This is a genomic window from Micromonospora sp. WMMB482 (assembly GCF_019038635.1).
Classification (GTDB): Bacteria; Actinomycetota; Actinomycetes; order Mycobacteriales; family Micromonosporaceae; genus Micromonospora; species Micromonospora marina.
The window spans coordinates 5627712-5642323 of the sequence record NZ_JAHOPD010000020.1; the positions used below are offsets into that span (position 1 = coordinate 5627712).

The window sequence follows — 14612 nt, forward strand, 5'->3', positions numbered from 1 at the left end:
GCCGCGGGCCTCAGCGGGACAGGCCGGCCATCCGGGCCGGCGGCGCCGTGCCGGGTTCCACCAGGCCACACTGGTACGCCGCCACCACCGCATGCGTCCGGTCCCGCATCCCCAGCTTCGTCAGCACCCGGCTGACGTGGGTCTTCACCGTCGCGTCGCCGAGCACGAGGTGCTCGGCGATCTCCCGGTTCGACATCCCGTACGCCATGAGCACCAGAACCTCGCGTTCCCTCGGGGTGAGCCCGCGCATCTGCACCGGTGTGGGCAGCCCCGGGTCGGGCCGGGCGGCGAGGTCGTCGAGCAGCCGCCGGGCGACGGCGGGATCCAGCCACGCCTCTCCGGCGGCCACCGCGCGGATCGCCGACACCAGCTCCTCGGGCGCGGCGTCCTTGAGCACGAAACCGGAGGCGCCCGCCCGCAGCGCGGCGTGCACCGCCTCGTCCACATGGTAGGTGGTCAGCATGATGATCCGTACCGGCCGCTCGGCGTCGTCGATGAGCTTCTCCTCCGCCATCGACCTGGTGGCGGCCAGCCCGTCGGTGCCCGGCATCCGCACGTCCATCAGCACCACGTCCGGGCGCAGACGGCGACCGAGTTCCATGGCCTGCGCCCCGTCGCCGGCCTCGGCGACGACCTCGATGTCCGGTTCGTTCGTCAGCAGCATCGCGAGTCCCGCCCGTACGAGCGGCTGGTCGTCGGCGAGCAGCACCCGGATCATGAAGGCTCCCGTCGTCGGCGGCCGTGACCGCCGCCCCACCACATGATCATCGAGGTCGGCGTCGCCGGCTAGCCGGATGTCGCACAGCGGACACGCGTTCACCCGACAGCCGGCACCCCGCCGTCACCCGGCGCCGCCACGAGGTCGCCGCGCTGCGCGACCGGCAGCGTCGCGCTCACCCGGAACCCGCCCTCGGGACGCGGCCCGGCGACCAGGCGACCACCGACGCGCTCCAGCCGTTCGGCGAGGCTGGCCAGCCCGTTGCCGGTCGACAGGCCCGCCGCCGCGCCGCCCGGATCGCGGCCGGTGCCGTCGTCGTCGACGCGCAACAACAGCACCCGCTCCTGCCACGCGAAACGCACAGTCGCGCAGGCGCTCCGGCCCACGTGCTTGAGCGTGTTCGTCAGGCTCTCCTGCACCGTCCGGTACGCCGCCAGCTCGATACTCGGATCCAGCGGCCGCGGGCTGCCGGACACCGACATGGTCACCGTGAGCCCCGCACACCGCATCGACGTCAGCAGCACCTCGATGTCGTCCAGCCGCGGCTGCGGGCCCGGCTCACCGCCGGCCGCCGAACCCGAATCGGCCCGCATCACATCCAGCAGCCGGCGCAGCTCCGCCATCGCCTGCTGCCCCGCCTGCTGGATGTGCAGCAGCGCCTCCCGGGTCCGCTCCGGGTCGGAGCCGCTGATCCGCGCGGCACCGGCGGCCTGCAGGACCATCACCGTCACCGAGTGGGACACCACGTCGTGCAGCTCGGCGGCGATCCGGCGACGCTCCAGCGCCACCGCCTCGGCCCGCGCCAGACGCCGCTCCCGCTCCAGATCGGCCACCCGCCGCCGGTGCCGCCGCACCACCGAACCGGCCGCCCACGCGGCAGCGTAGATGAGCGCGAACATCAGCGCGGTGACCACGAACTCCCCGGCGCGCGCACCCGGGTTCGGTTCCACCCGGAACGAGTCGAGCGCGCTGAGCAGGCTACGCGCGCACGCCGCCGCGTACGCCGCCGCCGACACCACGAACGGCCGCAACGCCGCCACCGTGTACAGGGCGACGATCAGACCCACCCACGGCCGGTAGTCATGCACCAGGAACCACATCGCCACACCGTGGGCACACTCGAACAGGAAGACGGCCACCGGCGCGCGAGCCCGCCACCACAGCGCACCGATCGACAGCACCGCGGCGAACACCTGCACCCACTGCCGGACCGGGCCCACCGGCTCGCTCTGAATCACCACCGACGAGGCCGTGAACAGGTCGAGCAGGCACAGCACCGGCAACAGCAGAAGATCGTGCCGCCACCATCTCGCCGCCTGCGCCGGGCCGGACGGCACCACCGCACCGGTCGCCGTGATCATCAGCGGGCTAGGAGTCTTCGGCGGGGCAGCCGATCCCGAACAACCGACACGTCCACGACAGCGGAGAACCGTCGTCGTCACCGCCACCGTCCGGCGGCGGCGTGGCCGCGCTCACCCGGTGCGTGGTCACCGGCGCCGCCGGCCGGCCCGGCACACCCGGCCGGCCCGCCCCGACCAGCACCACCGACGGCACCACGTCACCCGCGGCGTCCGCAGCCACCCGCCACCGCCGGTCCGCGTCGTCGGCGAGCAGCGCCAGCACCCGGCGCACCGCCGACGCGTCGGTGCCGTACCCACCGGGAACCGTCTCGCCGGCGAGAGACACCATCAGCAGGTCCGCCGGGTCACGGTGCAGCACCGACACCTCGGCGACCGCAAGCGACCGCGCGTCCCCGCCAATCACCCCGACCAGACGCACCGCGTCACCGGACCGCGGCCGGCCATCACCCACCGTCCTCAGCAGACACCGCCGGCCGTCCAACGCGACCCCACGCGCGACCGTCACCCACCCGGCCGGCCGCTCCGCCTGCAGGAACAACACCGCCGGCGGCGACTGGACCTCGGTCTTCATCAAGGACCTCCAGAGAACAGGGAGATGCGGGCGACCAGCCCGCGTACGCGACGAATTCTGGCCGACACCGGTCCGCCGGACGTCCCCGTACCGGGTGACATCCGGTGTCACCTTCCAGACGGACCCCCGCCGCCCCGCACCGGACCGGGGCGGACACCGAACCTCGCCCCACAGCCGGACGCCAGGACCAGCCGGCGACGACCACGATGGAACCAGTCCGGACGACGGCAGCGACACACCGAACGCCCCGGACACCCCACCCATCCGCCACGGCCACGAGGTTTGCCATGCCCACGCCCGGAGCCTTCCTGATCGCCGACCCGGTCCACGTCGACTCACCGGCATACGTCGCCGACACGGCGAACCGGTTCCCGCTGGCCGGCCAGACCCCGCCCGACGGATGGCGCGTCGCCGAACACGGCGGCTGGGTCATGTGGCACCCCACCCAGGCGCAGCTGCCGCAGCAGGGCTGGAAGGTGCACGTGTCAGTGCGCCTCGACGACGCCGCCGACGTCCTCGACCTGGTCCGCGACCACTGCGTACGCCACCGGGTCGCCTTCAAGTTCCAGCGCAGCCGGCGCCTCGCCCTGGTCAACAACGAGAAGTACGCCCACCGGGCCGGCAGCGGCAAACTCGCCGCCCTGTACCCGGCCGACGACACCGCCCTGCGCCGCATCCTCGACGACCTCGGCACCCGGCTCGCCGGCTACCGCGGCCCGTACGTCCTCAGCGACCTGCGCTGGCACGACGGCCCGCTCTACCTGCGCTACGGCGGATTCGCCGAACTCTGGTGCGTCGACGGCGACGAGCCCGTCCCCGCGGTCGCACGCCCCGACGGAGTCCTCGTCCCCGACCGGCGCGAACCCGTCTTCACCGTGCCCGACTGGGCCCCCGTACCCGACTTCGTCGCCGAACACATCGCGGCGCTGGACGCGCAGACCGACGACGACCCGCCGTACCGGATCGACGAAGCCCTGCACCACTCCAACGCCGGCGGCGTCTACCGCGCCACCGACCTGCGCGACGGCCACACCGTCGTCCTCCGCGAGGCCCGGCCGCTCGCCGGGCTCGACGGAGCAGGAACAGACGCACTCACCCGCCTGCGCCGCGAGGAGGACATGCTGCGCCGACTCGCCGGCCTCGACTGCGTACCACGACTGCTCGACCGCCTCACCTGGTGGGAACACGAATTCCTGGTCGAGGAGTTCGTCGAGGGGGACACCCTCCAACACCACCTGGCCATGCGGCACCCCCTGATCCACCCCGACCCCACCGACCAGGAACTCGCCGACTACACCACGTGGGCGCTCGACGTCATCGACCGCGTCGAGACAGCACTGTCCCAGGTACACGCCAGGGGAGTGGTCTTCGGCGACCTGCACACCGCCAACATCATGATCCGACCCGACGGACGGATCGTCCTCGTCGACTTCGAACAGGCGTACCTGCTCGACGAGGACTTCACCCCGTCACTCGGCGACCCCGGCTTCGCCACCCCGCGGATACGCCGCGGCCCGGCCGTCGACAGGTACGCCCTGGCCTGCCTCCGGCTCGCCGTCTTCGTACCGATCACCCAGCTCACCGCGCTGACCGACGAGAAGTTCCACGACCTCACCACCGCCGCCCGACGGTTCCCCCTCCCGGCCGGCTACCTCGACCGCATCCGGGACGACCTGCACACCGCACACGCCACGCCCGCCACCGACGGCGCCGGCAGCACGGCACCCGGCCGCAGCCGCGTCACCCGATTCGCGTGGCCCACCGGCCAGACCGCCGACCACACCCCGCTGCTCGAATCACTCGCCGCCGGAATCCGCGCCACCGCCACACCACACCGCACCGACCGGCTCTTCCCCGGCGACCCCGGGCAGTTCCCGCACGGCGGCGCCACCCTCGCGCACGGCGCCGCCGGCGTCATCTGGGCACTGGTCAACACCGGCACCGACTACCCCGAACGCGACGAACACCTCGACTGGCTCGTCCGCGCCGCACGACGCCTTCCCGCCACGCACCTCGGCCTCTACGACGGCCTAGCCGGCATCGCCGCACTGCTGGACCGCACGGGACGCCACGACGACGCCGCAGAACTACTCGACCGATGTCACACCGGCCGCCACGACCGGTACGGCCCCGGCCTGCACAGCGGCCTCGCCGGCATCGGACTCGCCCTGCTCCGCACCGGCCGGCCCGTCCCCGACGACGCCCTGCGCATCGGAGACCGGCTCACCCGCACCCTCACCGGCGACACCAAACACCCCGTACCCGAACCCGCACGCCCCGGCCTGCTCCGCGGCTGGTCCGGCCCCGCAGTCTTCCTCACCCGGCTCCACGAAGCCACCGGCGACCCGGCCTGGCTGCGTGCCGCCCGCACCGCCGTCCGCCGCGACCTCGAACACACCGTCCGCGACGACAACGGCAACCTCCACGTACGCGACGGCGCACGACGACTGTTCTACCTCGACGAAGGCAGCGCCGGCATCGCCGTCGCCGCACACACACTGCTCCGGCACGGCGAACGTCCCTGGCTGCGCGACATCGTCACCACCGTCCGCCGCACCGTCGACGTCGAGTTCGTCCTCCTGCCCGGCCTCTTCCACGGCCGCGCCGGACTGCTCGCCACCGCCGCCCTCCTCGCCGACGACCCACCACCGGACCGGCCGCCCGCCACCCCGCACCGACCCGTCAGCCTCGTCCGCGACGACGCGTCCCGCCGCCCCCCGGCGCACCTGACCCGGCTCGCCTGGCACGCGTACGCCCTCGACGACCGGCTCGCGTTCCCCGGCGACACCCTGCTGCGCATCTCCACCGACCTCGCCGCCGGCGGCGCCGGAATCCTCTCCGCCATGCACGCCGCGCTGCACCACACCGGAGTCACACTGCCCTTCCTCGACGCGCCCACCCACGTCGCGACCACCGACCGCCTCCTCGCCGCGAGCTGAACCAGCCGGCACCCACAGACCCCGTCGGAACCCACCGACGGCCCCTCCGGACGACACCGGAGGCCCGACCACCACACCCACGAAGGAGGTGAACCCCCCATGACGAAGCTCCTCAACCTGCAGGCCATGGCCACGCAGAACGGCACCCGCCACGCGATCCCGCCGCAGTCCAGCAGCATCAGCATCGCCTGCTGCAACGGCTGAGACGGCAGTGGCGACAGGGCCACCGGCCCCGGCCACACCTGATCCGCCTGGCGACCCGGGCGGGCGGCCCCCCGCCCGCCCGGGTCCGTCGTCAACCCACCCGGTGGAGCCGACCTCCCGCCCGTCACCACGCCCACGGAGCCCCCATGCCGCCCACCGGCCTGCGACACAACCGCGACTTCCTCCTGATCACCGTCGCCCGGACCGCCTCGAAACTCGGCACCCAGGTCACCGCCGTCGCCACACCGCTGCTCGTCCTGATGACGACCGGCTCCGCCACCGACGCCGGCCTCGTCGCCTTCGCCGAAGGCATGGCCCTCGTCCTCGTACTCCTGCCCGCCGGCCTGCTCGCCGACCGGCGCGACCGGCGCCTCCTCATGCTCTGCTGCGACAGCGGCGCACTCCTCGCCGTCACCGGCGTCACCGTGCTCGCCCTCCTCGGAGACGCGCCCGTCCTGCTGATCGCGCTCCTCGCCGCCGCCACCGCCGGCCTCGGCGCCGCGCTGCAACCCGCAGCCGCGGCGGCCACCCGCGCCGTCGTCCCGGCCCGCGACCTGCGTACGGCCACCGTGTTCAACGAGACCCGCAACGGCGTCGTCCACCTGGCCGGCCCGCCGCTCGGCGGCCTCCTGTTCGGCCTCGCCCCAGCGCTGCCGTTCCTCGTCGACGCGATCTCGTACGCCGTCTCCCTGGTCGCCGTGGCCCTCCTGCGCGGCCCGCTCGGCCGGTCCCTGACCAAGCCGGGGGAGTCTCTGCCCCGGCAGGCGGTCGCCGGCGTCCGGTTCCTGTGGCGGCACCCCGCACTGCGGTTCACGCTGCTCAGCGGCGCCGTCCTGAACTTCGCGTTCGCCGGTGTGCTGCTGGCGATCATCGTGGTGCCGGTCCGCAACGGCGCCTCCGGCCTGTCCGCCGGAACCGTCATGGCGTGCGTCGGGCTCGGCGCCGTCGCCGGGTCACTCGTGGCGTCCTGGCTGACCGCCCGGGTACCCACCCGCTGGCTGATCCTCGCGGTCATCTGGGCCTGCGGCGTGCTGACCGCCGCCATGGCCACCACCGACGACGGACTGGTCCTGGGCGCGCTGGCCGGCGCCTGCGTCCTGGTCGTACCGGCTGCGAACATCAGCATGCTGACCCTGCAGACGCTGCTGACGCCCGGCGACCTCCAGGGGAGGGCGAACGCCGCCACCAGCTTCATCGCGCTGGTCGTGGCGCCGTTCGGCCCGGCGTTGTCCGGCCTGCTGATCGACCGGGTGCCGGCCCCGGTGGTGTTCGGCAGCTTCGCCGCCGTCATGCTGGCGCTCGCCGTCGTCGCCGCGCTCGCGCCCGCTGTGCGTGCCATGCCGGACCTGCGGTCCATCGAGGACGTGGAGGCGGGCGAGGCCGGACACCGCGACCCGCAGCCGGTCTGAGCTGGCCGGTGCAGGGGGAGAGGCCTCGGTCAACGGCCCCCCTCCTCATGACCGCACCGGGACGTTCGGATGATCGCGAGAGCGCCTCGTCCGTGCCACCATGGAGAGCCTTCCCGTGACAGGACACAAGGGACGAGATGCCGCCATGGAGCTGCGCAGAAACCGGCAGACGCTGTCGAGCGGCCTCGCGATCTTCGTCATCGGCGTGGCTCCCATGCTCTACCTCACGCCCTCGTCAACCGTCAGGTGGGCCCTTGTCGGTCTCTGGCTGCTGGCGGCCGGCGTGTTCGTCGCCTACCAGTTCAGGCCGTTCCGGTTCCGCATCGGCGCCGACGGGCTGGACCTGCGGGTCGCCGGGCTCAACCGGATGGTGGCGTGGGCCGAGATCGAGGCTGTCGTCCTCGACCAGCCGCTACCGTCGGGCGGCCGGAAGCAGAAAGCCGCATCGGTGTTGCTGGTGCCGGCCACCGCCTCGACGATCGATCGTCGACTCACCGGCCGCGACCCGGCCGACGGCCGGCCGGCCTTGGTGCTGCTCAACCTCGACCAGGTGCAACAGCCGCCCGGCGAGGTGGCGGCCGCTCTGGCCCACTTCGGAGGAAGCCGCTTCACCGACGCCCGGCAGCGAGCGCCGCAACGGCCGGGTGCACTGCCGGACCTGGATGCGCTGGGCTGGTTGTCCGACGTGACACTGCGAGTCCAGGAGGCGCTCGACTCGGGCGACGCGTCGCAGCGGCAGGCGCTCAAGGCCGAGGTCGACGCGGCGCTCACACGACTGTCCGAGGAGCCGGCCGTCAGTGGCCAGCCACGGATGGACAACGTCCTGAAGGCGATGTCGGACGCGCTCGGCGCGGAGGACGAGGCGTAAAGCCTACGTGAGCACCCCGATCACGGCGATTCGATAATGTACATTATGTCAAGTCGCGCTCGGGCGGAGCCTCCCCGGGGCACCCGCTGACCGCCTAACGCTGGAGTGCCGGGAGTTCCACCGGTCGCTCACCGCGCGGCAGGCCGTACCCCGGCGCGTGAGGTCGCCAGCGCTTGACGGCGGGCACCAATCGCGCAGCCCCATCCGGCGATCATGAGGTTGGCGGCGACAAAGTGGACAGCACTCCCGGTCAACCTCATGATCGCCGGAACGGAGAGGCATCGGCCCTCTCCGCCTGCCCTCCCCGAGCCGATCGATCGTCGGCGGCCGTGACCGGTCGCCAGTTCGCCGATGTGGCTGCATCGAATCGCCGGATCACCGCCACATCGGCGAACTGGCGTTGATCATCATTTGAGCGCGACTGCGCTCCCCCTGGAATGGCTTCCTGGCGGGAACGCGAGAATCATGCATAATATGGCTTATGCATGACAAATCGGGCGAAACTGTTGGCTCGCTGATCGAGGAGTTCCTGACCGCCCGGGCCACCCGTAAGCCCTCCCCGCACACCCTGGCCGCGTACCGGAGAGACCTGGTCAGCGTGGCCGAGCTGGTGGCCGCGGATGGAGACGCCACTCCCCTCCCCCTCGACCGGCTGGCGGTCAGCGCCCTCTCCCCCCGGGTGATGCGCGGGGCGTTCGCGAAATTCGCCGCTCCCCGTGCCGTCGCGTCGGTCCACCGTGCCTGGTCGACGTGGAACAGCTTCTTCACGTTCCTGGTGGCCGAGGGTGTCGTACCGGGAAATCCGATGCCGGCGGTGGGGCGACCTCGTACGCCGCTCCCCCGGCCCAAGCCACTGCGGGGCGAGGACACCCCGGAGGAGTTGCTGGCGGCGGTGGCCCGGGCGGAGGGCCGGCAGCGGGATCCGTGGCCGGAGCGCGATCTGGCGGTGCTGGTGCTGGCGTTGTGCGCGGGGTTGCGGCTGTCGGAGCTGCTGGCGCTGCGGGTTTCGTCGGTGGCCGGGCGCGCCGGCGAGCGGCGGGTGGACGTGGCGGGTAAGGGTGGGCGGCCGCGTACGGTGCCGATCGAGGACGCCGTGGACCGGGTGCTGGCCGGTTACCTGGACAGCCGGCGGCACCGGTTCGGGTCGCGCAGCGTGCGGCCGGACTCGCCGTTGCTGGTGGACCGTCAGGGTGAGGCGTTGCGCCGGGGTGGGCTGCAGTACCTGGTGGAGTCGTGTTACCGGCGGGCGGGCATCGGTGACCGGGTGCCGCGGGGCGCGCGGTTGCACGCGTTGCGGCACACGTTCGCGACGCGGCTGGCGGAGGACGGGGCGAGCGCGGCGGAGATCATGCGGTTGCTGGGGCACGCGTCGTTGGCGTCGTCGCAGACGTACATCGAGGTGACGGCGGGTCAGCAGCGGGCGGCGGTGGCGGCGAACCGCACCAACCGGGCGTTGTCGGGGTTGACGCCGCCGCGATGACGGGCGCGCGGCGGTCCGACCTGCTGGCAGGATCGGCGGGATGCGAGTTGGTGCGGCGCGGGCGGTGGCGGTCGGGTGGGTGCGGGAGCGGATGCGCGTCGATCCGTCGATCGAGGGGGCGTTGTTCAGCGGGTCGACTGTGGGGTTGCCGGACGACGCGGTGCTGCCGGTGTGGTCGGACGTGGACGTGTTGCTGGTGCGCCGGGAGCCCGGCGCGAAGGTGGGCAAGTTCGTGCATCGGGGGGTGCTGCTGGAGGTCAGCACTGTGACGTGGGAGGAGTTGGGCGGCCCGGAGGAGGTGCTGGGGTCGTGGGTGTTCGCGCCGATGTTCCGTACCGATGGGGTGATCGCGGATCCGTCGGGGAAGCTGGCCGCGGTGCGGGAGCGGGTGGCGGCGGGGTTCGCGGATCCGGTGTGCGTGGCCGCGCGGTGTGCGGGGGTGCGGCGGCGGATCGAGGACGGGTTGCGGGCGGTCGGCGGTTCGGCGCCGGTGGCGGAGCAGGTGCTGGCGTGGGTGTTTCCGACGTCGTTGCTGGCGGTGTGGCCGGCGGTGGCGGGGTTGGCGGATCCGACGGTGCGGCGGCGGTACGTGCGGGCGGAGCGGGTGTTGGCGCGGTTCGGGTTGGCGGATCGGTACGCGGGGTTGCTGGACACGCTCGACGGCGGCGGCGTGGACGTGGAGCGGGTGCGGGCGCATCTGGCCGGGTTGGCGGTGGTGTTCGACGAGGTGTCGCGGCTGCCGCGGGAGGAGTTCGCGTTCGGGGCGGACCTGAGCGCTGCGGGGCGTCCGGTGGTGTTCGACGGTGCGGCCGAGCTGATCGCGGCGGGCCGGCATCGGGAGGCGATGTTCTGGGTGCTGGTGACGTACGCGCGGTGTCATGTGGTGTCGGGCGCGGTGGCGCCGGAGCGGGAGCGGGCGTTCGGGGCGGTGCTGGCGGATCTGGGTGTGGCGTCGTCGGCGGATCGGCGGCGGCGGGCGGACGGTTTGCTGGCGGCGTTGCCGGGGTGGCAGGCGGTGGTGGATGCGGTGGCGGCGGAGGCTGTGGCAGGCTGAGGGGAACGCGACTGGCGGCACGGGGATGGGTGAACCATCGGGGAGCTCGTCGTGGGGGTCGACCGCCTGGGCCTCCGCGGGCGAGGTGTCGTATGTCTTCTGCACGGTTGTTGCCGGGTGCGCCGGTGGCGGAGCGGGTGTTGTCGGAGGTCGCCGCGTCGGTGGCGGAGCTGCGTGCGGCGGGGGTGACGCCGGCGCTGGCGACGGTGCTGGTGGGTGACGACGACGCGAGCGCGGGTTATATCCGGATCAAGCAACGCCAGGCGGCGGAGCTGGGGTTCGTGTCGCCGCACGTGCATCTGCCGGCGTCGGCGTCGCAGGCTGATCTGCATGCGGTGCTGGCGGATGTCAACGCGGACAAGTCGGTGCACGGGGTGCTGGTGCAGTATCCGATTCCGGGTCACCTGGACTACGACCGGGCGTTGGCGGAGCTGGATCCGGACAAGGACGTGGACGGGATGCATCCGGTGAACATGGGCCGGTTGGCGTTGGGGTTGCCGGGTCCGTTGCCGTGTACGCCGGCGGGGATCGAGGCGTTGCTGGCGTTCCACGGTGTGCCGGTGGCGGGCCGGGAGGTGGTGATCCTGGGCCGGGGTGCGACGTTGGGGCGGCCGCTTGCGATGTTGCTGGCGCAGAAGCGGCCGACGGCGAATGCGGCGGTGACAGTGGTGCACACGGGGGTGGCGGACTGGCCGCGGTACACGCGGCGGGCGGAGATCCTGGTGGCGGCGGCGGGGGTGCCGGGGATCGTGCGGCCGGAGCATGTGCGTCCGGGCGCGGTGGTGGTCGGTGGTGGGGTCCGGTACGAGGGGCGGCGGTTGCTGCCGGACGTGGACGAGTCGTGCGCGGAGGTGGCGGGTGCGATAACGCCGCGTGTGGGCGGGGTGGGTCCGACGACGGTGGCGATGTTGTTCCGCAACGCGGTGCAGGCGGCGCGGCGGCAGAGTGGTCTGGGTTGAGGGTCAGCCGAGGTCGACGACGAGGGGCCGGTGGTCGGAGATGGTGGCCAGTGGCGTGCGTACGGCGGTGACGGGTGGCAGCCGGTCGAGCGCGTGGTGGTCGGCGAGGATGTGGTCGAGTTGGACGCGGGGTTGCCCGGCCGGGTAGGTGGGGCGCCGCGCGAGGGGCTGCCAGCGGGTGAGGGCGGCGGCGGGTCCGGCGGGCAGGTTGAGGTCGCCGAGCAGGATCCGGGGTGCGGGCAGGGTGCGCAGGACGCGGACGACGCGGCGTAGTTGCCAGATGTTCCAGCCGGGGACGAAGGACAGGTGGGTGGCGGCGACGGTGAGGGGGCCGTGGGGGGTGTCGAGGACGGCGGCGAGCACGACGCGGGGTTCGTCGCGGAGCAGGACGAGTCCGCCGCCGGGGCCTGGTGCGTAGATGGGTGAGCGGACGGGGGCGGCGCGCAGGCGGGTGACCTGCCAGGAGCGGACGGGGTGGCGGCTGATCAGGCCGATGCCGTAGAGGGGTTCGCCGTGGCCGTCGTCGTCGTGGGTGAGGGGGCGGAACTGTTCGCCGGGGGTGCCGACGACGGCGGCGGCGAAGCGGTGGTGGTCGGCGTGCAGGGCGCGGGCGGCCACTGCGGTGAGGTCGAGTTTGCCGCTGCGGGTCTGGTCTCGGTCGACTTCCTGGAGGGCGAGTATGTCGGCGTCGAGGTCGGTGACGGCGGCGGCGAGCCGGTCGGGGTCGACGAGCCCGTCGGTGAGGGATCGGCCGTGCAGCAGGTTGAAGGTGGCCAGGCGCACCTGGACACCCTACGTCGTCGTGGGAGTCTTGCCGGGTGCTGAGACTGTTGTGCTGTTCGATGCTGGTGTTCGTGGCGGTGGGGTCGGCCGGGGTGTGGTTGCGGCGTCGCCGGGGGCGGTGAGGCTGGCCACAGGGGGTCTCGTCGCTGGTGGCGGCGTGGGCAGAATGCGGCGGTGGATGCCCTGTCGTTGACGACGTTGCTGACCGCTGCCCTGCTGGCCGGGTGGGTGGACGCGGTGGTGGGTGGGGGTGGTCTGTTGTTGTTGCCGGCGTTGCTGGTGGCGGCGCCGGGTGTGCCGGTGGCGACGGCGTTGGGCACGAACAAGCTGGCGGCGATCTTCGGGACGTCGACGGCGGCGGTGACGTATGCGCGGCGGACGAAGCTGGACTGGGCGGTGGCGGGTCCGGCGGCGGGGTTGGCGGTGCTGACGGCGGGGTTGGGTGCGGCGTTGGCGGGTGCGGTGCCGGGCAGCGCGTACCGGCCGGTGGTGCTGGTGGTGCTGGTGGCGGTGGCGGTGTTCGTGCTGGCGCGGCCGTCGCTGGGTGTGGTGGCGTCGCCGCAGCGGCGGACTCCGGCGCGGGTGGTGGTGGCGGTGGCGGTGGCCGGTCTGGGTATCGCCCTGTACGACGGGTTGATCGGGCCGGGTACGGGCACGTTCCTGGTGTTGGCGTTCACGGCGATTCTGGGTTCGGATTTCGTGCACGCGTCGGCGATGGCGAAGGTCGTGAACGCGGGCACGAATCTGGGTGCGCTGGTGGTGTTCGGGTTGACCGGGCACGTGTGGTGGGCGTTGGGGGCGGCGATGGCGGTGTGCAATGTGGCGGGCGCGGCGGTGGGTGCGCGGATGGCGTTGCGGCGTGGTGCCGGGTTCGTGCGGGTGGTGCTGCTGGTGGTGGTGCTGGCGCTGGTGGCCCGGTTGGGTTACGACCAGTGGATGGCGGGCTGATCGCGGTGGCGGTGCGGGCGGAGCACGACCGGGCGGTGCTGGCGGGTCTGCTGGGCCGGGATCCGGTGTTGCACGCGTACCAGTTGGGTGATCTGGACGATTTCTTCTGGCCGTACACGTCGTGGTTCCGGCGTGGCGACCAGGTGGTGTTGCTGTATCACGGGGTGGAGTTGCCGACGTTGCTGGCGTTCGCGGCGCCGGATCGGGTGGCGGAGCTGGCGGGGTTGCTGGTGGAGGCGGCGCCGGTGTTGCCGGTGCGGATGTGGGCGCACCTGTCCCCCGGGCTGGAGGAGGCGCTGGGCCGCTGGTTCGTGGTGTCGGAGGCGGCGGAGCATCATCGGATGGCGTTGACGGATCCGGGCCGGTTGGCGGCGGTGCGGGCGGTGGGTGAGCCGTTGGGGCCGGCGGACGCGGCGGAGCTTTCCGGGTTGTACGCGGTGGCGTATCCGGGGAACTGGTTCGACGCGCGGATGCTGGAGACGGGCCAGTACGTGGGGGTGCGGGAGCGTGGCCGGCTGGTGGCGGTGGCGGGGGTGCACGTGTTCTCGCCGCGGTGGCGGGTGGCGGCTCTGGGGAACGTGACGACGCATCCGGACGTGCGGGGTCGTGGGCTGGGTGCGGGTGTGGTGGCGGCGTTGTGCGCCCGGCTGCGTACGTCGGTGGATCATGTGACGTTGAACGTGCGGGCGGACAACGCGGCGGCGGTGCGGTTGTACGAGCGGCTGGGGTTCTCCCGGGTGGCCGGGTTCACCGAGTGCGCGTTGACGTCAGCGGCCGCGGCTGGGTGAGTCGAACCGGCCGGCGCGGATCTCGCGCAGGGCCCGTCGGCGGGTGTCGCCGCGCAGGGTGTCGACGTAGAGGCGTCCGCGCAGGTGGTCGCTCTCGTGTTGCAGGGCGCGGGCGAGGAAGCCGCTGCCGGTGACGGTGAGGGGTTCGCCGTGCTGGTCGTAGCCGTGGGCGGTGGCGTGCAGCGCGCGCGGGGTCGGGAAGTACAGGCCGGGGATGGACAGGCAGCCCTCCTCGTCGTCCTGGAGTTCGTCGGACAGCTCCAGGGTGGGGTTGACCATGTGGCCGCGGTGGCCGTCGGCGTCGTAGACGAACACCTGGGTGTTGACGCCGATCTGGGGTGCGGCGACGCCGGCGCGGCCGGGTGCGCCGAGCAGCGTGTCCATCAGGTCGGTGACGAGGGCGCGCAGTTCGGCGTCGAAGCTGGTGACGGGTTCGCTGGGGGTGCGCAGCACGGGGTCGCCGATGATCCGGATGGGGCGCATAGTCATGTCCGGAAGGCTATCCGTTGCTTACCGTTCGTGGGTGGGCA

Annotated in this window: 13 protein-coding genes and 1 riboswitch; of the genes, 8 read left to right on the forward strand and 5 right to left on the reverse strand. The window is 72.9% G+C overall.

Annotation, left to right across the window (positions count from 1 at the left end; genetic code table 11):
* Positions 1 to 10 precede the first annotated feature (10 nt).
* The 3 genes from KSK32_RS27485 to KSK32_RS27495 form a co-directional block, all read right to left on the reverse strand.
* Positions 11 to 718 carry a response regulator transcription factor gene (locus tag KSK32_RS27485; RefSeq protein ID WP_216933910.1) on the reverse strand — a complete coding sequence of 236 codons (708 nt, stop codon included), beginning with the start codon at positions 716 to 718 and terminating at the stop codon, positions 11 to 13.
* Between the two features lie 98 nt (positions 719 to 816).
* Positions 817 to 2079: a sensor histidine kinase gene (locus KSK32_RS27490; RefSeq protein ID WP_216933912.1), complete on the reverse strand. Its 1263-nt coding sequence runs from the start codon at positions 2077 to 2079 to the stop codon at positions 817 to 819.
* A gap of 7 nt (positions 2080 to 2086) precedes the next feature.
* Complete coding sequence (locus KSK32_RS27495) at positions 2087 to 2650, reverse strand: hypothetical protein (RefSeq protein ID WP_216933913.1); 564 nt, start codon at positions 2648 to 2650, stop codon at positions 2087 to 2089.
* 287 nt (positions 2651 to 2937) lie between these two features.
* Here KSK32_RS27495 and lanKC point away from each other — a divergent pair, with 287 nt between their 5' ends.
* The 6 genes from lanKC (at position 2938) to KSK32_RS27525 (ending at position 11563) form a co-directional block, all read left to right on the forward strand.
* Positions 2938 to 5589: a class III lanthionine synthetase LanKC gene (gene lanKC / locus KSK32_RS27500; RefSeq protein WP_216933915.1), complete on the forward strand. Its 2652-nt coding sequence runs from the start codon at positions 2938 to 2940 to the stop codon at positions 5587 to 5589.
* Positions 5590 to 5939: 350 nt separating this feature from the next.
* Positions 5940 to 7202: an MFS transporter gene (locus tag KSK32_RS27505; protein WP_216933917.1), complete on the forward strand. Its 1263-nt coding sequence runs from the start codon at positions 5940 to 5942 to the stop codon at positions 7200 to 7202.
* Between the two features lie 145 nt (positions 7203 to 7347).
* Positions 7348 to 8070, forward strand: a complete 723-nt coding sequence (locus tag KSK32_RS27510; protein WP_216933919.1) for a hypothetical protein — start codon at positions 7348 to 7350, stop codon at positions 8068 to 8070.
* 481 nt (positions 8071 to 8551) lie between these two features.
* Positions 8552 to 9550, forward strand: a complete 999-nt coding sequence (locus KSK32_RS27515) for a tyrosine-type recombinase/integrase (RefSeq protein ID WP_216933920.1) — start codon at positions 8552 to 8554, stop codon at positions 9548 to 9550.
* Positions 9551 to 9590: 40 nt separating this feature from the next.
* Positions 9591 to 10604 (forward strand): hypothetical protein, encoded by a 1014-nt coding sequence (locus KSK32_RS27520; protein WP_216933922.1) that lies wholly within the window; start codon positions 9591 to 9593, stop codon positions 10602 to 10604.
* Positions 10602 to 10683, forward strand: a riboswitch (ZMP/ZTP riboswitch). It overlaps the preceding gene by 3 nt.
* A gap of 13 nt (positions 10684 to 10696) precedes the next feature.
* On the forward strand, positions 10697 to 11563 hold the full coding sequence (locus tag KSK32_RS27525) for a bifunctional 5,10-methylenetetrahydrofolate dehydrogenase/5,10-methenyltetrahydrofolate cyclohydrolase (RefSeq protein ID WP_216933924.1): 867 nt from the start codon (positions 10697 to 10699) through the stop codon (positions 11561 to 11563).
* Positions 11564 to 11566: 3 nt separating this feature from the next.
* Here KSK32_RS27525 and KSK32_RS27530 read toward each other — a convergent pair whose 3' ends face one another.
* The gene (locus tag KSK32_RS27530; RefSeq protein WP_216933926.1) at positions 11567 to 12346 is read right to left on the reverse strand and encodes an endonuclease/exonuclease/phosphatase family protein; all 780 of its coding nucleotides are present in this window, start codon (positions 12344 to 12346) and stop codon (positions 11567 to 11569) included.
* A gap of 174 nt (positions 12347 to 12520) precedes the next feature.
* Here KSK32_RS27530 and KSK32_RS27535 point away from each other — a divergent pair, with 174 nt between their 5' ends.
* Together KSK32_RS27535 and KSK32_RS27540 are read left to right on the forward strand one after the other, a co-directional pair.
* A complete protein-coding gene (locus tag KSK32_RS27535) occupies positions 12521 to 13294 on the forward strand; it encodes a TSUP family transporter (RefSeq protein ID WP_216933928.1) in 774 nt (257 codons plus the stop codon).
* Positions 13279 to 14082, forward strand: a complete 804-nt coding sequence (locus KSK32_RS27540; protein WP_216933929.1) for a GNAT family N-acetyltransferase — start codon at positions 13279 to 13281, stop codon at positions 14080 to 14082. Before KSK32_RS27535 ends, KSK32_RS27540 begins: the two co-directional genes overlap by 16 nt.
* On the opposite strand, the gene def is transcribed toward KSK32_RS27540, so the two are convergent.
* Entirely contained in the window at positions 14062 to 14571 is a 510-nt protein-coding gene (gene def / locus KSK32_RS27545; RefSeq protein ID WP_216933931.1) for a peptide deformylase, read from the reverse strand. The genes KSK32_RS27540 and def overlap by 21 nt on opposite strands.
* Positions 14572 to 14612 lie beyond the last annotated feature (41 nt).